Genomic DNA, 18,060 nt, shown 5'->3' with positions numbered 1-18,060 from the left:
TCATACGAGCGCCTTCGCCTCGTCCGACATCACGCCTTCGACCTGGCTGGGGTCGAGCAGCATGTCGGTGTGCGCCGCGCCCGACGGGATCATCGGGAAGCAGTTGGACATTTTGGCGACGCGGCAATCGACGATCACCGGGCCGTCGGTTTCCAGCATCTGGCGGATGCCGGCTTCCAGCTCCTGCGGCCCCTCGATGCGGATGCCGGTCCAGCCATAGGCTTCGCCCAGCTTCACGAAATCGGGCAGGCTGTCCGAATAGCTGTTGGAATAGCGGCTTTCATAGGTCAGTTCCTGCCACTGGCGGACCATGCCCATATATTCATTGTTGAGGATGAACAGCTTCACCGGCAGGCGATACTGGCTGGCCGTGCCCAGTTCCTGGATGTTCATCTGGACCGAGGCGTCGCCCGCGATGCAGATGCACAGGCTGTCGGCATTGCCCATCTGCGCGCCGATGGCGGCCGGGAAGCCATAGCCCATGGTGCCAAGCCCGCCCGAGGTCAGCCATTTATTGGGCGCCTCAAAGCCGAAATGCTGGGCCGCCCACATCTGGTGCTGGCCGACTTCGGTGGTGATGATGACGTCCTTGCCGGTCGCCTGGGTCGCCTTGTACAGGTCGGCGATCGCGCGCTGGGGCATGATCTCGACGCCGTTTTCGGCATAGTCCAGGCTGCGCTTCGCGCGCCAGCCGTCGATCCGCGCCCACCATTGCGTCAGGTCCGCCTTCTGGTGCCCGCGCTGCTTCCACAGCGCGATCATGTCGTCCAGCGCGCTGGCGACGTCGGCGACGATGGCGACATCGACATCGACGATCTTGTTGATCGAGCTGCGGTCGATGTCGATATGGACCTTGCGGCTGTTGGGCGCAAAGGCATCCAGTCGGCCCGTCACGCGATCGTCGAAGCGCGCGCCGATGCACAGGATCAGGTCCGCCTGATTCATCGCCCAATTGGCTTCATAGGTGCCGTGCATCCCCAGCATCCCCAGCCATGCGTCCCCGGACGCGGGATAAGCGCCCAGACCCATCAGGGTCGAGGTGACGGGCGCGCCCGTCAGCGCCGCCAGTTCGCGCAGCAAGGCGCTCGCCTGCGGCCCGGCATTGATGACGCCGCCGCCGGTATAGAGGATCGGCCGTTCCGCCGCCGCCAGCATTTCGACCGCCGCGTCGATGCCCGCCGCATCCGCCTTTGTCTGCGGATGGTAGCTGGCATGGACCTTCAGTTCCGGCTTCGCATAGGGCGCGGTCGCGATCTGGACGTTCTTGGGGATATCCACGACGACCGGGCCGGGGCGGCCGGTGGTGGCGATATGAAACGCCTCATGCACGACCTCGGCCAGCTTGGCCGGCGACTTGACCAGATAGTTGTGCTTCGAACAGTGGCGCGTGATGCCGATCGTGTCGGCTTCCTGGAAGGCGTCGGTGCCGATCAGTTGCGTTGGCACCTGGCCGGTGATGACGACCATGGGGATCGAATCCATCAGCGCGTCGGTAATGCCGGTGACGGCATTGGTCGCGCCGGGGCCGGATGTGACCAGCACGACGCCGGGCTTGCCGGTTGACCGGGCATAGCCCTCCGCCATGTGGGTCGCGCCCTGTTCGTGGCGGACCAGCACATGCTTGATCGTGGGATGATTGTAGAGCGCGTCATAAATCGGCAGCACCGCGCCGCCGGGATAGCCGAACACGACCTCGACACCGAGATCGATCAGGCATTCGACCAATATGTCCGCGCCGCTCTTTTCGGCCACGATAAAATCCTTCTGTTCTGGGTGCAGGGCGACGTCCTTTGCGACAGCACGCCTGCGATGGCAAGGAGGCTGCCTCTAGTGGACATAAAATGACGGGTCAACCCCTATTGTTGTAATTTAGTTGCTAATTCATCAATGATTTTAGCATCTATCTCTCGTTCTTCGCGCGGCCAGGCGGGTGGGGGCTGGTTGGTGAACCAGGTATATTGCCGCTTGGCATATTGGCGGGTGGCCAGGCTCGCCTTGGCGATACAGATGTCCAGATCGCTGTCTCCGCGCAGATAGGCCGCGATGTCCGGCACGCCGATCGCGCGCATCACCGGCAGGTCGGGATGGAGGTTGCGGATCAGCAGCGCCGCCACTTCCGCCACCGCGCCCTGTTCGATCATCTGCGCAAAGCGCCGTTCGCAGCGGTCGATCAGCCAGTCGCGTGGCGGGCGCAGGATCATGGGGGCCAGGGTGATGCGGCCCGCGATGCCGCCTGCCTTATGCTGCTGCCATTGCTGAAGCGGGCGGCCGGTCGAGCGCACCACCTCCAGCGCGCGGGCGACGCGGGTGGTGTCGGCCGGGGCAAGGCGGGCGGCGGCTTCGGGGTCTTCGCGGGTCAGCGCGGCATGGGCGTCGGCGACCGGCAGGGCGCGCACGGTGGCGCGGATGTCGAGGTCGATGTCCGGCACCGGGGCGATGCCGTCCAGCAGCGTGCGGATATAGAGGCCGGTGCCACCGACCAGCACCGGCAGCTTGCCCGCCGCATGGGCGGCGGCGATCTCCGCCTTCGCCTCGGCCGCCCAGCGCGGCGCGGTGCAGGCTTCCGCCCCGTCGATATGGCCGAACAGTCGATGGGGCACATCGCCCATCTCTTCGGCTGAGGGGCGGGCGGACAGGATCGCAAGGTCCGTATAGACCTGGCTGGCGTCGGCATTGATGACGACGCCGCCCGTGGCCTTGGCGAGCGCGATGGCGAGCGCGCTCTTGCCGCTGGCGGTCGGCCCGGCAATAAGCGCGACGCGGGGGCGGGATTCGCCCGATGATGGTTCAGGAGTGTGCATGTTCGTCGCGACCTTAGTGGCAAGTGGCTCGATCGGGCAGGGGGATATTGCACAGGCCGTAGACCGGTTGCGCGAAGCCGGATGCCAGCCGGGCGATGTCGCATGGCTGGATGACAGCAAGGCGGCCGATATCTTCTTCGCCGGCGATCCGGTCGCGGCCCGCGCGGCGTTGAACGGCGTGGGCGATAAGGTAGACGTGATCGTCCAGTCGGTTGCGACCCGCGCAAAGACGATGCTGATCGCCGACATGGATTCCACCATGATTACGGTCGAGTGCATCGACGAACTGGCCGACTATGCCGGGATCAAGCCGCAGATTGCCGAGATCACAGAGCGGGCGATGCGCGGCGAACTGGATTTCGAAGGCGCGCTGCATGGCCGGGTCGCGTTGTTGAAGGGCTTGCCCGACAGCGCCATCGATCAGTGCCGCGAGGAACGGGTGGTCATCATGGGCGGCGCCAAGGCGCTGGTCCGCACGATGAAGGCGCGGGGCGCGAAGACTTTGCTTGTGTCGGGCGGCTTCACCCGCTTCACCGGGCCGGTGGGGGCGGAGATCGGTTTCGACGCCAATGTGGCCAATGTGCTGGAGATTGCCGACGGCGCGCTTCTGGGCACCGTCACCACGCCGATCGTGGACGCCGCGCGCAAACGGACCGAACTGGAGGCGGCGATCGCGGGCGGCATCGACCGGGCGCTGACGCTGGCGGTTGGGGACGGCGCCAACGACATTCCGATGATCCAGGGCGCGGGGCTGGGCGTCGCCTATCATGCCAAGCCGGTGACGCGCGCCGCCGCCGCGGCCGAGATCGTCCATGGCGACCTGTCGGTGCTGCTTTATGCGCAGGGCATCCCGTCGGCGGAATGGGTCGCCTGAATCTAATGGGCGCGGGAACACCTTCTTTCTCCTATGGCGGTTCGGCGCTGATAGGCCACGCTTTATCGTCATTTCGATCGGGTAATGGATTTTATTCCGTGCCTGCACGTTGACGTCGAGCCGCATGAGTCGCGGCGAGGAGTCTAACGGCGTAAGGCGGCCTGCCGCCTGGGGCGTTCAGGGAGTTTTTATGCACTATAAATATCTGGCTTTGGCCGCTGGCGGTCTATTGGCGCTGAGCGCCTGCGCCAAGAATGAAGCGCCGGTCACGGCCGCGCCGCCGGTCGGCCCCGGCGCCATTGCTGGAACCGTCGCCGCCGACCGCGATGGCGACGGCTATGTCGATGGATATTATACTGCCGACGGTATCTATCACGCCGTCCAGGGGCCGCCTTGCCCGCCGCCTCCGCCTCCGCCGCCGTCGCGCCGGGGAGAACGCGGCTGATCCACGCGGTATTTCGGGCGCGGCGAGTTCGTCGCGCCCCTTCGCTTTCGCTGCTCGCCTGCCTGCTGGCCGCCGCCGCGGTGCCTTCTGGAGCGCTGGCGCAGAGTGGCGCGGCCGACAAGGCCGCCCAATCGAGCGTCGCCGCCGAAATTCGCGCGGGCGTCAGCGGCAAGCTCAAGGATTTCTACAGCCCGCGCGGCTTCTGGCCGCTCTGGGTGGAAAAGGATCGCATCGGACCGCAGGCCGACGCGCTGCTGGCGTTGATCGAGGATAGCGAGGCCGATGGCCTGAACCCGCGCGACTATGACGCGCGCGACCTCAAGCGCCTGATCGACGTGGCCGACACCGAGGGCAGCCCGAAAGCGCTCGCCCGCGCCGACCTGGCTCTGTCGCGCGCCTTCGCCGCGCTGGTCGGCGACATGCGCCGCCCGGCCAGGGGCGTGAAGATGCGCTATATCGACCAGGAGGCTGAACCCAAACCGCCCAGCCCGGCCGATATCGTGCGCGCCGCATCGCTCGCCCCGTCGCTGACCGACTATATCCAGACTGCCGGGTGGATGAGTCCGCTCTATATGCGGTTGCGCAGCGCGCGGGCGCATTATCTCGACACATGGGGCGGACTGCCCGCGGTGCAGATCCCCGAAGGCGTCAAGCTGCGCCCCGGCGGAAAGACACCGGAAATCACGCTGCTGCGCCATCGGCTCGGCCTGTCGGACGGCATCGCCTATGACAAGGCGCTGGCGGCGAAGGTGAAGGCGTTCCAGACCGACCATGGCCTCAAGCCCGACGGCGTCGCGGGCGCGATGACGATCGCGGCGCTGAACGACGGGCCGGACCGCTACGACCGGCTGCTGGCGCTCAATCTGGAGCGGGCGCGCGTGCTGCCCGGCCCCTGGACCCGTCATGTGGTGGTGGACGCGGCCTCGGCGCGGCTCTGGTATTATAGCAAGGGCGCGCTGGACGGCACGATGAAGGTCGTCGCCGGCACGAAGGAGACGCAGACGCCGCTGATGGCGGGGATGATCCGTTATGCGACGCTCAACCCCTATTGGAACATCCCGTCCGACCTGGTGGAGCGCAAGGTTGCGCCCAAGATACTGAGCGGCGCGTCGCTGAAAAGCCTTCACTATGAGGCGCTGTCCGACTGGAGCGCCAATCCTGCGCCGCTGGCGCAGAGCGCGATCGACTGGCAGGCGGTGGCGGCCGGACAGAGCGAAGTGCGCGTGCGGCAGTTGCCCGGCGGCACCAATGCCATGGGGCGGATCAAGTTCATGTTCCCCAACGATCTGGGCATATATCTGCACGACACGCCCCAGCGCGACCTGTTCGCCAAGGAGGATCGCCATTATAGCAATGGCTGCGTCCGGCTGGAGGATGCGCAGCGGCTGGGGCGCTGGTTCTTCGGCAAGACGCCGACGACCGACAGCGATGCGCCCGAGCAGCATGAACCGCTGCCCCAGCCGGTGCCGGTGTTCCTGACCTATCTGACCGCGGTGCCGACCGCGGGCGGGGTGCAGTTCCTGCCCGATGTCTACGGGCGGGACGGGGAGTAACCAACCTCCGTTCGTTTCGAGCGTGTCGAGAGACGGGGAGCGCTGTGCCAGCGGCTTCTCGACTTCGCTCAAAGCGAACGGATGTGGTCTGGTTTAGTGGATGCCTGCCAGCATCCGCGCATTTGGCTAGTGGATGCCTGCCAGCATCCACAGGGCCATCGCGACCATCATCACATTCTCGGTCAGCGATACGAAGCCCAGCGGCACGCTGCTGCTGCCGCCGACACAGGCGCATTTGAGGTCGCGCTTTTCGACATAGACCGCCTGGAAGACGGACACCGCGCCGATGCCGCCGATGAACAGGGCGACCGGGATCGAGAGCCAGTCGAGCGTCCGCGTCAGCATCAGCACGCCCGCGCCCAGTTCCAGGAAGGGATAGACGAGGCCATAGGGCGGCAGGCGGCGGGCGAGCAGGTCGTAGTTCAGGAACATGGTCGCGAACCGGTCCACATCCTGCAATTTCAGCATGGCGAGCAGCATCATCGCGATCGCGACGAACCGCTCCAGCGTCATGAAGGAAACGAGCGGCAGGAAAGTCAGCCAGTCGACCGCCAGCGCCAGCAGCGCCGCTACAGCGAACACCGCCAGCACCGGGACATAGCTGGTCGCGCCGGCGTCCTTCACCTTGAGGCCAAGGAAGCGGCGCAGATCGTCATGGCCACCGATCCGCTGACCGTCGATGAAGATTTGTGGGGTGGTCCTGACGTCATGCTGCACCTTGAAGGCGTCGGTTTCCGCGCGGGTCGTCAGCCAGTGATCGTCCACGGCATAGCCGTGGCGCCCGAGCAGCCAGCGCGCCTTGACGCCATAGGGACAGGTGTGGTCGGGCATCACCATGCGGTACAGGCTGGCGCCGGTTCTGGCATCGGTTCTGGCGTCGGTTCCGGGGGCGGGGCTGGTCATCGGTGCATCCTTGGCAGTGGGGCGGATGCAGCCCATATAGGGGCCGTACCATGGTACGGAGTCAAGCGAGGATTTTTGGGATGAGCATGACGATTTCCGCGCTGGCGCAGGCCGGTGGCGTCGGGGTGGAGACGGTGCGCTATTATCAGCGGCGCGGGCTGCTGGAAACGCCGGCGCGGGGGACGGGCATACGCCGCTATGGCGAAGCGGACGCAAGGCGGCTGTGTTTCATCCGCTCGGCGCAGGGGGCCGGCTTCACGCTGGAGCAGATCGGCGAATTGCTCCATCTGGACGCCGGGCAGGATCGGGCGCGCGCGCGGGCGCTGGCGGCGGAGCGGATCGCTGCGCTCGATGTGAAGATTGCGGAGATGCAGGCGGCGCGCAGTGCGCTGGAACGGCTGGCGCGGCAATGCCATGCAAGCGACGAGGGGCCATGCCCGATCATCGCGGCGTTCGAGGGGTGAGATTGGGGGATGGGGTGGGCCTCGGTCCGTGCGAGGACCATAGTCCATGCCATGGAGCGAAAAGGTCGCTAGCCGTCAGGCAGTTCCTGTTCGTTGACGATGACGCTTTCAGCCCCGAAATGATGTCGCCACAGATGCGCGCCCAGGTTCGCGGACCGATCCAGCGACGACCCCACCGTCAACCATTGTAACATGGTCGGATATAGCCCCGCATCGAACAACATGAACCCGGCAGCGAGACAGCAGGTGTCCGCCTGAATGCCGCATACAAGCACGCGCCCGACATCTTCTTCCTTCAGATAGGCGATCAGCGCGACCGGCGGGGAATAACCATGCTTCACGAACAGCCTGTCCGTGCGCACCAACGGATCATCGTCGGGCGCCGGTTTCCAACCGAGTTGGCCCCAGAAGGGCGTAACCGACTCATCGTGCCGCTCCACGGTCGCAACCGACAGCATGGTAGATGCAAGCCGCGCAATGCCTTGAACCTGCCATTCCGGCGGGTCGAAGCTGGGCTGCACGTCGATGACGAGGAGAGCTTGTTTCATGCCCCGCCATAGGCGCTTGGCCTCGGTCAAGAAAGCGTGGCGATTATCGCGTCGCCTATGATCCTCAAGCCAGCCTTCGGGCGAACCTATCGCCCTCAGCGCTTCTTGCGGCTCTTCTTCTTCACCGGTCCCTTGGTCGCGGTCGGGCAGGGCCAGGCCTTGCGGGTGGCGGCGAAGACCTGGGAGGAAGCGGATTTCTTGCGGTCGATCGGGTTCTTGCCCAGATAATCGACCGTAGCCGCGCGCAACTGATTGATCGTCACGTCGCCGGGGATGCAGCTTTTGAGCTTGTTGGCCTCCCGCGTCGTGTTGAACGCATCGACCGCGCCGCTGATATAGCCGACGCATTCATAGCTTTTCTCGAAATAATCCTTGCCGTCCTTGTCGGTGGTGCAGACGGCATAGAGTTCGTCGCCGCTGTAGAAGCCGGCCTGCGCCGCGATGGGCAGGCCCGCGCCGGTGGCGAGGAGGAGGGCATAGAGAAGATGTCGGGGCTGCATCGTCATGTCACTCCATCCCGGCGACCAGCCCGTCGATCGCCCCTTGCAAGATATAGCTGGCGGCGAGCTTGTCGACCAGTTCGTCGCGGCGGGCGCGGCTCGCGTCGGCTTCCAGCAGGGTACGGGTCACCGCCTGGGTCGACCAGCGTTCGTCCCACAGCAACACCGGGCAGCCCAGGTCGGCGACATTATGGGCGAAGGCGCGGCTCGACTGGCTGCGCGGCGAATTGGTGCCGTCCAGGTTCAGGGGCAGACCGATGACGATGCCCTTCACATGCTGCTGCGTGATGAAGGCAGCGAGGCCGATCTTGTCCTTGCTGAACTTGCCGCGCGTCACCGTGTAGGCGGGACTCGCGATCGACCATTCGGCGTCACACAGCGCCAGGCCGATCGTCTTGGTGCCGACATCCATGCCGATGAGGCGTCCGCCCTGCGGCAGCGCCGCGCGGAAGACCGCGCGATCCGTTGTAACCAATGTCATGGCGCCCGCCCTGTCATGTCTTCAGCGCAAAGTCGCTTCTTCAGGAAAGCCGCCAGTCGTTTCTGCGCATCTTCCCGTACATTGCCCCAGAAGAGACTGTAGTCGTAGACATGGTAATTATTGCCCGGCAGAGTGAACGGCCCCATGTCGACCGGCTCCCCGATCATCAGCACGCCGCTGGTGTCGCAGCGCGCCGGAACGATGCCGGTCAGCAGCTTGGGCGGCTGGCCCTGCTCGCGCGCATCGAGCGTGCCCTTGTTGGCGCTGGCCGGGGCGGCGCCGTTGAAGGCGCCGGTGATCGGGTTGGTGCAGAGCATATGCGTACCCTTGCGGGGCTTGCCGGTATAGCCGGTCTTGCGTTCGAAACTCTCGACCACGGCGGACGGATCGGCCGGTTCGGCATAGCTTTGCCAACTGACGATGCAATGCGCCTGGTCCTGCCGGCCGCAGGCGGGGAGGCCGAGCGCGGGCAGGTCCGCTTCCACCGATACCGGCCAGCCGACGGCATAGACCGCGGCGATGCGGTCGGCGACGGGCTTGCCCGCCACCTGTTCGCGCAGCAGTTGCAACAGGTGGCGCGATCCCTGGCTATGCCCGGCCAGTATCAGCGGGCCGGTGGGATTGGCCTTCAGGAAGGCGGCGAAGGCCTGGGCCACGTCGCGGTAGGCGGCGGCCAATGCCTGGTCGCCGGCCGGCCTGTCGGTCAGGAAGGCGCCATAATTGGCCTGGCGATAGCGCGGCGCCCAGACGGCGCCGGCGGCGTTGAAGGCACTGGCCTGGCCCATGACGAAGCGGCGGGCGGTCGCGTCCGCGTCCTTGTCCCCGATCCGGGCGTTCCAGTGCGCATCGCCGAAGGTGGTGATGTAGCTGGTCGGGTGGATGAAGAAGATGGCGGCCTTCTGCGCCGCCTTGGCCGGCGCTGCCCCGGCCGGGGTCCAGAGCGCCACATTGTCCTTCACGATGTCGGGACGGGCGATCCACATATCGGCACTGTCATAGGCATTGGCGGGCAGCGGCTGAAGCTGGGTGAAGGCTTCGCGCGGCACCATCACCAGCCGGATGAGTTGCATCCCCCACACCCGGTAGACGAGCAAGGCAGCGATCACCAGCACGACGAGGGTCGCGATGATATAGAGGAATTTGCGGGCCACCCATGCTCTCCGAATTTGTCGCCCTTGTCTGGCGCATGGCGTGGGCGGGCGCAAGAGGCGCTAAAGCGGCTTGAAGCGGACGGGCGCGGGTGGTAGCGGCGGCCCATGTCGATAGACCTTCAGACCGTGAAAAAGATCGCCAGCCTTTCGCGCATTTCGGTGACGGATGCAGAAGCGGAGGCCATGGTGCCCGAACTCAACAACATCCTTGGCTGGGTGGAGCAACTGGGCGAGGTGGACGTCACCGGCATAGAGCCGATGACCGCCGTCATCCCCAACCACCAGCGGCTGCGGCAGGACGTCGTCACCGACGGCGACGTGCGCGACAAGGTGCTGGCCAATGCGCCGCAGGCCGAACATGGCTTTTTCGCGGTGCCCAAGGTGATCGAATAATGACCGACATTACTGATCTGACGGTCGCGGGCATCCGCGATGGCTTTCGCGCAGGCGATTTTTCGGCGCGCGAAGTGGCGAGCGCATTCAACGCCAACGTCGCCGCCGCCAAGGCGCTGAACGCCTTCATCGTCGAAACGCCGGACAAGGCGCTGCAAGCCGCCGACGCCGCGGACAAGGCGAAAGCCGCTGGCGAAACGCCGGGCGCGCTGGCCGCCGTGCCGATCGGCATGAAAGATCTGTTCTGCACCGAAGGGACGCAGACCACCGCCGCCAGCCATATGCTGGAAGGCTTCGTGCCGACCTATGAGTCGACCGTGTCGGCCAAGCTGTGGGCCGCGGGGGCGGGGATGCTGGGCAAGCTCAACCTCGACCAGTTCGCCATGGGATCGTCCAACGAAACGAGCTATTATGGCAATGTGATCTCGCCCTGGCGGCGCAATGACGGCGGCAATGCCGCCCTCGCGCCCGGCGGGTCTTCGGGCGGTTCCTCCTCGGCGATTGCCGCGCGGCTGTGCCCGGCGGCGACCGGCACCGACACGGGTGGTTCCATCCGCCAGCCGGCCGCCTTCACCGGCATTTCCGGCATCAAGCCGACCTATGGCCGCTGCTCGCGCTGGGGCATCGTGGCCTTCGCGTCGTCGCTGGATCAGGCCGGGCCGATGGCGCGGACGGTGCGCGACAATGCGATCCTGCTGGAAGTCATGGCCGGATTCGACCCCAAGGATTCGACCAGCCTCGACCTGGCTGTGCCGCAGTGGGAAGCCGGCCTGTCGAGCGATCTGCGCGGCAAAAAGGTTGGTATTCCCAAGGAATATCGCCCCGATGGCCTGAATGCGGAAATCTCCGCCATGTGGGATCGCGGCATTGCCTGGCTGAAGGATGCGGGCGCCGAGGTGGTCGAGGTGTCGCTGCCGCACACGAAGTACGCGCTGCCGACATACTACATCATCGCCCCTGCCGAAGCCTCGTCCAACCTCGCTCGCTATGACGGCGTGCGGTACGGCCAGCGCGACCTGCCCGATGGCGCAGGCTTGCAGGACATGTATGCCGCGACCCGCGCCGCCGGTTTCGGGCCAGAGGTCAAGCGTCGCATCATGATCGGCACCTATGTGCTGTCGGCCGGTTTCTACGACGCCTATTATACCCAGGCGCAGAAGGTCCGAGCGCTGATCGCGCGCGATTTCGAACAGGCGTTCGAGAAGTGCGACCTGCTGCTGACGCCGACCGCGCCGAGCGCCTCCTTCGCGCTGGGCGAGAAGCAGGCCGATCCGCTCGCCATGTATCTGAACGACGTCTTCACCGTGCCGGCGTCGCTGGCCGGACTGCCGGCGATGGCTGTGCCGGGCGGGCTGGACAGCCAGGGCTTGCCCATCGGCCTCCAGATCATCGGCAAGGCGCTGGACGAGCAGACGGTTCTGAACGCGGGTCTGGCGATCGAGGAACGGGCGGGCTTCGTCGCACGGCCAGGCAAGTGGTGGTAAGCTAGAGAGACAAGGGCCAGAGGCGGAGAAGGCATGTTCAGGCCAGGCGGTTTTCGGGAACGCAATGTCGAAGTGCTGCGGGAGGCGCAGAATGCGCTGAACGTCGCCTTCGGCGCGATCCTGAGCGCCTATGTCGGCAATTCGCTGACCGATATCGACAATCGGCCGTTCGACCATGTGCTGCTGGCCAAATTCTTCGTCCTCATCGCGCTCTTCATCCTGGGGCTGTGCGTGGGCAATGCGGTCATCCTGCGCGGCGATTTCTGGATGGGCGGGCTTTTCCTGGCCGGTGCGTTGCTGGCGGCGCTGTTCGCGCATCATGCCGGAGCGGAACTGGGCTTTGAAGTCATCGTCCTGCGCGTCTTGACGGCATGTTGGGTTTTCGGCCTGCTCGGCAGCAATGCGGTCCTGACCACGATCAACTATATTCATCATCGGAACATGAAAAAATGAGCAGCTATCGCATCCAGGGCGCAACCGGCGAGTGGGAGGTCGTGATCGGCCTGGAAGTCCATGCGCAGGTGACGTCGAACGCCAAGCTCTTTTCGGGCGCCGCCACCGCCTTCGGCGCGGAGCCGAACACGCAGGTCAGCCTGGTCGACGCGGCCATGCCCGGCATGTTGCCCGTGCCCAATCAGGAATGCATCCGTCAGGCGGTGCGTACCGGCATGGCGATCGACGCGCAGATCAATAAATGGTCGCGCTTCGACCGCAAAAATTACTTCTACGCCGACCTGCCGCAGGGCTATCAGATCAGCCAGTTGTACCATCCGATCGTGGGCGAAGGGCAGATCGAGATCGTGCTGGATGAAAAGAATCCCGACACCAGCACGAAGGTGATCGGCGTCGAGCGCATCCATGTCGAGCAGGACGCCGGCAAGCTGATGCATGACCAGCATCCCACCAGCTCCTATGTCGACCTCAACCGGTCGGGCGTGGCGCTGATGGAGATCGTGTCGAAGCCGGATATGCGCTCGCCCGCCGAAGCAGGCGCCTATCTGGCGAAGCTGCGCACGATCCTGCGCTATGTCGGAAGTTGCGACGGCAATATGGACCAGGGGTCGATGCGCGCCGACGTGAACGTGTCCGTGCGCAAGCCGGGCGAGGAATTCGGCACCCGGACCGAGACGAAGAACGTCAATTCGGTCCGCTTCGTGATGGCCGTGGTCGAGCATGAGGCGAACCGCCAGGTCGACGTGCTGGAGGCCGGCGGCAAGATCGTGCAGGAAACGCGCCTCTACGATCCGGATCGCAACGAGACGCGCTCGATGCGGTCGAAGGAAGATGCGCACGACTATCGCTATTTCCCCGATCCCGACCTGTTGCCGCTGGAACTGGACGATGCGTTTCTGGCGGAATGCCGCGCCTCGCTGCCCGAACTGCCCGACGTCAAGCGCAAGCGCTACGAGCAGGCGCTGGGCCTGTCGGCCTACAACGCCGCGACGCTGACCGCCGACGCCGACACGGCGCGCTGGTTCGAAACGCTGGTGGCGGAGGCCGCGCGCATCCAGGGCAAGAGCGAGAGCGACGTCGCCAAGGCGTCGGCCAACTGGCTATTGTCGGAACTCTATGGCGCGCTCAATCGCCTCGGCAAGACGCTGGACACCAGCCCGGTCGGCCCGACCGACGGCGCGGAACTGCTGGCGCTGGTCGCCGACGGCACGATCAGCGGCACGATCGCCAAGCAGGTGTTCGAAATCATGCTCGAAACCGGCGACAAGCCCGGCAAGATCGTCGAGGAAAAGGGGCTGAAGCAGACGTCCGACACTGGCGCGATCGAGGCGGCGGTGGCTGAGGTGCTTGCCCGCAATGGCGACAAGGTCGAACAATATCGCGGCGGCAAGGAAGCCCTGTTCGGCTTCTTCGTAGGCCAGACCATGAAGGCGATGCAGGGCAAGGCCAACCCGCAGGTCGTCAACGAAATGGTGAAGAAGGCGCTGGCGGGCTGATCGTCCGCTACCCTCTATACGACTGTAAAATCAGGCGATAAGCCTTTGTCCAGGTCTTAGCGAGTCGGGGGATTCGCGGCCTGGACAGGGGGGGTGATGCTGCGTTTCGGGCTGTGGGCCGTTGCGTTTTCGGCGTTGGGCGCAGTGTTGCCTGCTCATGCTGGAACCGATCCGATCGTAGCCGCGCCGGCACCGGCTGCGACCGCCGTGCCAGCCGGCACCTATGTCGATTTCGAAATATTGGATCCGTTGAATTCCAAGCTTTCCAAGCCTGGGGATCGTTTCCGCATCCGCACGACCGTACCGATCGCGCTCAATGGCGCTGTGGTCGTGCCACAGGGCGCCATGGGAGAAGGCGAGGTCATCCACGCTGCGCGGGCGCGCGCCGCTGGCAAGGCGGGCGAACTGATCCTGGCGGCGCGCTTCATCGATTATCAGGGGCAACGGATCGCACTGCGCAGCTTCCGCTTCGCGCAGGCAGGCGAGAGCCGCACCGATCAGGCAATCATCGTAGGCATGGTGGCCGTGCCGGTGGTGCTGTTCATGGCAGGCAGTGAGGTCGATGTTCCGGTCGGCGTGCGGGGACAGGCGAAGCTGGTCGCCGATATTCCGTTCGTTCTGCCATCGAGCGGGAACTGATTTTTCAACAGGAGGACATAGAATGAAAAGCCATATGGTTTTGGCGTTGGTGGCGCTTGGTTGCGCGACATCGGCCGTAGCGCAGGATGCGCCGGCCGATCCGGTCGCACCGGCGGTTGCGGCCGCGCCAGCATCGGACATTCCCGCGGGGAAGGGCAAGATCGTCTTCTTCCGCAAGGGTGGCCTGATGGGGGCGGCCATTTCCTGCGCCGTGCATGAAAAGGGCGAACGGTTGACCAGCTTGCCGCCGGGCAAGTTCGCGGTGCTTTATGCGGAACCGGGCATCCACGAATATTCGGTCAAGAGCGAGGCGACCGATACGCTGCGGCTGGAGATCGAACCGGGCGAAACCTATTATTCCAAGTGTAATATCCAGATGGGCATCATGGCGGGCCGTCCCAACCTGTCTCCCTCGGACAAGGCGGGGTTCGACGCGATCAGCGCGAAGTTGAAGCCGGTCGAGATCAAAGCGGAATAAGCCTGCCAACATCATCCAACAAAGAAAGGGGCGCCGCCGGGGGGACCGGCGACGCCCCTCTCTTTATGTCCGGCGCCCTTGGGGAGGGATATTGCCGGAGCGGAAGGGACGGACCGGGAGGGTCTGTGGGGTGTGGCCCGTCCTTTCCTGTTCAAGACGTCACAGGACGAAGTTAACCGTCGCCCTAAATGAGATGGCGACGTGATTTTGTTGTTCTTCCGCGCCGAATTCCCCGCCGACGCGGAACGTGTCGGTGCCGCCATAGAGGCGCGCGCGTCCGGTCCAGCCGTTGGTGCGGTCTTCCGATACCAGCGTGAACTGGTCGCCATCCTTGAAGGAGGCGGTGGTGTCGCCCAGCGATCCGCCCAGTATCTGGCGCCGGCCGCCTTCCAGTTCGATGCGGACCCAGCCGTCTTCCCTGTTCAGGCTGCCAAAATCATATCCGGCCGTGACCGTGCCGTTGGCGGTCAGTTCGTCGCTGGTGCGGCCCAGCACGGTCAGGTTGAACGCGTCGCCGCCGCCGGTTTCGCTATAACCGTCTTCCTTGAGCCGGTAATAGTCGATGCCGACCGCCGGACGCAGGCTGAAGCGGCCCATGTCGATCTGGTAGGCCGCGCCCGCCGTGGCGGACATCAGCGTGCCGTTCCACTTGCCGTCCGCGGTGCGGGTGACGTCGCCGCTTTCGAAATGGCGGGTGCCGTCGAACTTGATGCGGGCGGCCGACAGGCGGGCGAAGCTGAGCAGCGGCCCCCATTGGCCGCGCCAGTGCGCCGCCAGCTCGAACTGGTCGGAATCGACCGCATTGTTCGAACTGCCGCTGCTGTCGCTGCCATGGATATAGGCGAAGGAACCGCCGAACGCGCCGATGTCGCTCAGATATTCCAGGCCGCCGCCCGCGCCCCAACCCGTGATGTCGTAGGAAGCGGTGCTGCCCACGCTCTTGGCGCTGCCGAAGGCGACCTGCTGGAGCCAGAAGCCGAGGCGTCCGTCCTTGGTGCGGTAGATGCCGTTGGGGTCGGACAGGATGCGGGCGGTGGCGCGCGATCCCGATGTGACCGCTTCGAACGTGCCGCCGGCATGGTCGGGCAGCATCTGGCGCAGGTTGCTGGTCAGGGTCGCCCCGTCGTTGATCGCCAGATAGGCGCCAGCGACACCGACGTCATTGTCCAGCGCGTTGAAGATCGCCGAATAGGCACTGGCGGTCGATCCGCTCAGGCCCAGTTCCGATACGCTCTTGGCCGCGACGGACAGGGTGACGGTGCCGGCCGTGCTGTCGCCGGCCACGCTGCCCTTGAACATATAGGGCAGCAGCGTGGCGGTGGCGAGCGTCGGCGAACCGCTGAGCGATCCGGCGCGGACGATGACATAGTCGCCCACCGATCCGCCGACCTGGGTCAGGTTCACCTTGACCTGCGATCCGCTGGCGAAGCTGGCGGCCCCGGCCACGTCATAGACGGTGCTGGCCCCGGTTGCGCCGTTGATGGTGACGCCCAGGGTCGATGTACCGCTGGCGGAGAGCGAGCCGAGCGCGACCGAGCCGGTGGCGCTGCTGCCCAATGTACCGCCATTCAGCACGACGGCGACATTGCCGGCGTTGGCGATCGTGCCCGACAGGGACGATGTGCCACCCAGCGTCAGCGTGCCGGCGCCGCCGCCGAAATCGACCGTGCCGGCGGCCTTGGCGGTGTCCGTCAGGGTCAGGCTGTTGGCACCGGCGCCAAAAGCGATATTGCCGGTCAGGCTTGACGTGCCCGACAGGGCGACGCTGTCATTGCCCGCGCCCAGGCTGAGGTCGCCTGTGATGCTGCCGGCCGACACGGTCAGCGCATCATTGCCCGATCCCAGGCGGATATCGCCGATGATGCTGGGGGCGGTGGCGGTCGAGGATGCCAGCGCCTGGGTCAAAGTGACGCCGCTATTGTTGGCGGACAGGTCGATCGCGATGTTCGATCCCGCCTTGCCGCCGGTGGCGCTGATCTTGCCGGTATTGGCCAGGCTGGACACGGTGCCTGAAGAATCGAGAATCGCGATCGCGCTGCCCTTTTCGGTGCTGCCTGCGGCCGCGCCCACGGCGCCGCTGACGACGATCGATCCCACCGTCGCGCCGGAGTCGATCACCAGGCCGCGTGCGACCGTGCCGTCCTTCGTCGATCCGCTGGCCGCCACCGATCCGCTGACCTCGATCGTGCCGGCGCTCGCGCCGGAGCCGACGCGCAGGGCGGTGGCGTTGCTGTCATAGGAAACGGCCGCAACCGTCCCCTTCACCTGCACGCCCTTGGCGATCGACACGTCGCCGCCCAGGCCGCCGATGACCAGGCCGTTGGCATCGATGCCGTCATAGACGCCATAGCCGGCGATACCGCCATTGACGATCAGGCCGTAACCGGTATTGCCTGCCGCGACCGCGCCGATGACGGTGTCGCTGTCGGCCGCGCCGATCTGAACCGCTGCCGCCTTGCCATAGGAGATGACGGCGGCCGTGCCTTCGCTGCTGTCGGTCAGTCCGTCGTCATCGACGTCGGTGTCCTTGTCGTCCAGCGTCGGGGGGACGTCGAAAATGATGCCGCCGGTCACATTGCCGGCGATGACGAGCGCGGAACCGCCCTGCAGCAGGTCGTCAGCGTCGAGCTTCGTCACGTCGGTCGGACGGGTCGTGCTGCGGTATCCGGTGCTGGTGATCGTACCCTGGATCTTGACCGCCCCGTTCACATCGCCCAGCAGCGCCGCGCCGATGCTGTTGGCGCCCGCGACGGAGGTGGTGCCGCGCAACGTGACATTGCCGGTCACGTCGTTGGCGACCACGCCATAGCTGTTGTCGCCGATCACGCTGGTGGTGCCGCTGGTCGACAGATTGCCCGTCAGCGCGCCATCGAGGCGGATGCCCGCCGACTGGTTGCCCTCGATCGAGATCGTGCCGCTATGGTCGATATTGCCCGTATGGCCTGTGCCGGACTGGACCCAGATCGCGTTCTTGCCCGTGCCTTTGGCGAACGGACCGTCAATGTCGCCATCGCTGTCCGTGTCGGTCGCGGTATAATCTTCGGTCAGCGTGATGGTGCCGCTGTTGGTGATGGCGCCGGTCGTGCCGGGCGCAATCAGGATGCCGGTGACATTGTTCGCGTCGTTGATGGTGATGGTGCCCGCGTTCGACACCTTGTTGTTGCTGTCGACAGTGACCGCGGCGCCGCTGGTCAGCTTGATCGATCCCGCCGCACTGATGGTGATGTCGTCAGCCGCACCGTTGGCCACGGTGGAGGTCTTGACGGCAGCGGTGGTGGCGGTGGCGATGGTGGTTTCGGCCGCGGCGTTGGCCACGGTAAGGGCCACAAGCACGGGCGCGATCGCCGTGCAGGCCAGTAGATGTCGCATGATGTCTCCTCTGCGTATCGCGCTGTAT

18 protein-coding genes are annotated in these 18,060 nt (G+C 65.5%); 10 read left to right on the top strand and 8 right to left on the bottom strand.

Annotation, left to right across the window (positions count from 1 at the left end; all coding sequences use genetic code 11):
* Together SBA_RS15180 and miaA are read right to left on the bottom strand one after the other, a co-directional pair.
* A complete protein-coding gene (locus SBA_RS15180) occupies positions 1 to 1,752 on the bottom strand; it encodes an acetolactate synthase 3 large subunit (RefSeq protein WP_261935018.1) in 1,752 nt (583 codons plus the stop codon).
* A 104-nt stretch (positions 1,753 to 1,856) separates the two neighbouring features.
* Positions 1,857 to 2,801 (bottom strand): tRNA (adenosine(37)-N6)-dimethylallyltransferase MiaA, encoded by a 945-nt coding sequence (gene miaA, locus SBA_RS15175; RefSeq protein WP_261935017.1) that lies wholly within the window; start codon positions 2,799 to 2,801, stop codon positions 1,857 to 1,859.
* On the opposite strand from miaA, the gene serB reads away from it, so the two are divergent.
* The 3 genes from serB (at position 2,800) to SBA_RS15160 (ending at position 5,673) form a co-directional block, all read left to right on the top strand.
* The gene (gene serB, locus SBA_RS15170) at positions 2,800 to 3,675 is read left to right on the top strand and encodes a phosphoserine phosphatase SerB (protein ID WP_261935016.1); all 876 of its coding nucleotides are present in this window, start codon (positions 2,800 to 2,802) and stop codon (positions 3,673 to 3,675) included. The two genes, miaA and serB, sit on opposite strands and share 2 nt — an antisense overlap.
* Before the next feature lie 190 nt (positions 3,676 to 3,865).
* A complete protein-coding gene (locus SBA_RS15165) occupies positions 3,866 to 4,120 on the top strand; it encodes a hypothetical protein (RefSeq protein WP_224549193.1) in 255 nt (84 codons plus the stop codon).
* A 62-nt stretch (positions 4,121 to 4,182) separates the two neighbouring features.
* The gene (locus SBA_RS15160; RefSeq protein WP_390902455.1) at positions 4,183 to 5,673 is read left to right on the top strand and encodes a L,D-transpeptidase family protein; all 1,491 of its coding nucleotides are present in this window, start codon (positions 4,183 to 4,185) and stop codon (positions 5,671 to 5,673) included.
* A 126-nt stretch (positions 5,674 to 5,799) separates the two neighbouring features.
* Here SBA_RS15160 and SBA_RS15155 read toward each other — a convergent pair whose 3' ends face one another.
* On the bottom strand, positions 5,800 to 6,576 hold the full coding sequence (locus SBA_RS15155) for a glutaredoxin family protein (protein WP_261935015.1): 777 nt from the start codon (positions 6,574 to 6,576) through the stop codon (positions 5,800 to 5,802).
* Between the two features lie 80 nt (positions 6,577 to 6,656).
* Here SBA_RS15155 and SBA_RS15150 point away from each other — a divergent pair, with 80 nt between their 5' ends.
* Entirely contained in the window at positions 6,657 to 7,040 is a 384-nt protein-coding gene (locus SBA_RS15150) for a MerR family transcriptional regulator (protein WP_261935014.1), read from the top strand.
* Between the two features lie 68 nt (positions 7,041 to 7,108).
* Here the strand turns inward: SBA_RS15150 and SBA_RS15145 are convergent, their stop codons facing one another.
* From SBA_RS15145 to SBA_RS15130, 4 genes are all read right to left on the bottom strand, one after another.
* Entirely contained in the window at positions 7,109 to 7,588 is a 480-nt protein-coding gene (locus SBA_RS15145) for an isochorismatase family protein (RefSeq protein ID WP_224549186.1), read from the bottom strand.
* Positions 7,589 to 7,683: 95 nt separating this feature from the next.
* The gene (locus SBA_RS15140; RefSeq protein ID WP_224549184.1) at positions 7,684 to 8,094 is read right to left on the bottom strand and encodes a Rap1a/Tai family immunity protein; all 411 of its coding nucleotides are present in this window, start codon (positions 8,092 to 8,094) and stop codon (positions 7,684 to 7,686) included.
* Position 8,095: 1 nt separating this feature from the next.
* Positions 8,096 to 8,569, bottom strand: a complete 474-nt coding sequence (ruvX, locus tag SBA_RS15135) for a Holliday junction resolvase RuvX (RefSeq protein WP_224549182.1) — start codon at positions 8,567 to 8,569, stop codon at positions 8,096 to 8,098.
* Positions 8,566 to 9,720, bottom strand: coding sequence for a DUF3089 domain-containing protein (locus tag SBA_RS15130; protein WP_261935013.1), 1,155 nt, complete (start codon positions 9,718 to 9,720; stop codon positions 8,566 to 8,568). Before SBA_RS15130 ends, ruvX begins: the two co-directional genes overlap by 4 nt.
* A 105-nt stretch (positions 9,721 to 9,825) precedes the next feature.
* On the opposite strand from SBA_RS15130, the gene gatC reads away from it, so the two are divergent.
* The 6 genes from gatC (at position 9,826) to SBA_RS15100 (ending at position 14,663) form a co-directional block, all read left to right on the top strand.
* Positions 9,826 to 10,113, top strand: coding sequence for an Asp-tRNA(Asn)/Glu-tRNA(Gln) amidotransferase subunit GatC (gatC, locus tag SBA_RS15125; RefSeq protein ID WP_224549179.1), 288 nt, complete (start codon positions 9,826 to 9,828; stop codon positions 10,111 to 10,113).
* Entirely contained in the window at positions 10,113 to 11,597 is a 1,485-nt protein-coding gene (gatA, locus tag SBA_RS15120; RefSeq protein WP_261935012.1) for an Asp-tRNA(Asn)/Glu-tRNA(Gln) amidotransferase subunit GatA, read from the top strand. The genes gatC and gatA overlap by 1 nt, the downstream gene beginning before the upstream one ends.
* Positions 11,598 to 11,630: 33 nt before the next feature.
* On the top strand, positions 11,631 to 12,050 hold the full coding sequence (locus tag SBA_RS15115) for a hypothetical protein (protein WP_224549177.1): 420 nt from the start codon (positions 11,631 to 11,633) through the stop codon (positions 12,048 to 12,050).
* A complete protein-coding gene (gene gatB / locus SBA_RS15110; protein WP_261935011.1) occupies positions 12,047 to 13,546 on the top strand; it encodes an Asp-tRNA(Asn)/Glu-tRNA(Gln) amidotransferase subunit GatB in 1,500 nt (499 codons plus the stop codon). Before SBA_RS15115 ends, gatB begins: the two co-directional genes overlap by 4 nt.
* Before the next feature lie 93 nt (positions 13,547 to 13,639).
* Entirely contained in the window at positions 13,640 to 14,185 is a 546-nt protein-coding gene (locus tag SBA_RS15105) for a hypothetical protein (protein WP_261935010.1), read from the top strand.
* A gap of 22 nt (positions 14,186 to 14,207) precedes the next feature.
* Positions 14,208 to 14,663 carry a DUF2846 domain-containing protein gene (locus SBA_RS15100; RefSeq protein ID WP_261935009.1) on the top strand — a complete coding sequence of 152 codons (456 nt, stop codon included), beginning with the start codon at positions 14,208 to 14,210 and terminating at the stop codon, positions 14,661 to 14,663.
* A gap of 159 nt (positions 14,664 to 14,822) precedes the next feature.
* Here the strand turns inward: SBA_RS15100 and SBA_RS15095 are convergent, their stop codons facing one another.
* Positions 14,823 to 18,032 (bottom strand): autotransporter outer membrane beta-barrel domain-containing protein, encoded by a 3,210-nt coding sequence (locus tag SBA_RS15095; RefSeq protein ID WP_261935008.1) that lies wholly within the window; start codon positions 18,030 to 18,032, stop codon positions 14,823 to 14,825.
* Positions 18,033 to 18,060: the final 28 nt, after the last annotated feature.

This window comes from Sphingomonas bisphenolicum (assembly GCF_024349785.1).
GTDB classification, from domain to species: domain Bacteria; phylum Pseudomonadota; class Alphaproteobacteria; order Sphingomonadales; family Sphingomonadaceae; genus Sphingobium; species Sphingobium bisphenolicum.
Note: the sequence above shows the minus strand (reverse complement) of the source record. Positions and strands in the feature narration are given on the sequence as shown.

Excerpts from the sequence above, each read along its gene's own strand:
- ruvX (WP_224549182.1), bottom strand. The coding sequence starts at position 8,569 with ATGACATTGGTTACAACGGATCGCGCGGTCTTCCGCGCGGCGCTGCCG.
- SBA_RS15155 (WP_261935015.1), bottom strand. The coding sequence starts at position 6,576 with ATGACCAGCCCCGCCCCCGGAACCGACGCCAGAACCGATGCCAGAACC.
- serB (WP_261935016.1), top strand. The coding sequence starts at position 2,800 with ATGTTCGTCGCGACCTTAGTGGCAAGTGGCTCGATCGGGCAGGGGGAT.
- SBA_RS15145 (WP_224549186.1), bottom strand. The coding sequence starts at position 7,588 with ATGAAACAAGCTCTCCTCGTCATCGACGTGCAGCCCAGCTTCGACCCG.
- SBA_RS15140 (WP_224549184.1), bottom strand. The coding sequence starts at position 8,094 with ATGACGATGCAGCCCCGACATCTTCTCTATGCCCTCCTCCTCGCCACC.
- SBA_RS15115 (WP_224549177.1), top strand. The coding sequence starts at position 11,631 with ATGTTCAGGCCAGGCGGTTTTCGGGAACGCAATGTCGAAGTGCTGCGG.
- gatA (WP_261935012.1), top strand. The coding sequence starts at position 10,113 with ATGACCGACATTACTGATCTGACGGTCGCGGGCATCCGCGATGGCTTT.
- SBA_RS15100 (WP_261935009.1), top strand. The coding sequence starts at position 14,208 with ATGAAAAGCCATATGGTTTTGGCGTTGGTGGCGCTTGGTTGCGCGACA.
- SBA_RS15095 (WP_261935008.1), bottom strand. The coding sequence starts at position 18,032 with ATGCGACATCTACTGGCCTGCACGGCGATCGCGCCCGTGCTTGTGGCC.
- SBA_RS15165 (WP_224549193.1), top strand. The coding sequence starts at position 3,866 with ATGCACTATAAATATCTGGCTTTGGCCGCTGGCGGTCTATTGGCGCTG.
- gatB (WP_261935011.1), top strand. The coding sequence starts at position 12,047 with ATGAGCAGCTATCGCATCCAGGGCGCAACCGGCGAGTGGGAGGTCGTG.
- SBA_RS15150 (WP_261935014.1), top strand. The coding sequence starts at position 6,657 with ATGAGCATGACGATTTCCGCGCTGGCGCAGGCCGGTGGCGTCGGGGTG.
- gatC (WP_224549179.1), top strand. The coding sequence starts at position 9,826 with ATGTCGATAGACCTTCAGACCGTGAAAAAGATCGCCAGCCTTTCGCGC.
- miaA (WP_261935017.1), bottom strand. The coding sequence starts at position 2,801 with ATGCACACTCCTGAACCATCATCGGGCGAATCCCGCCCCCGCGTCGCG.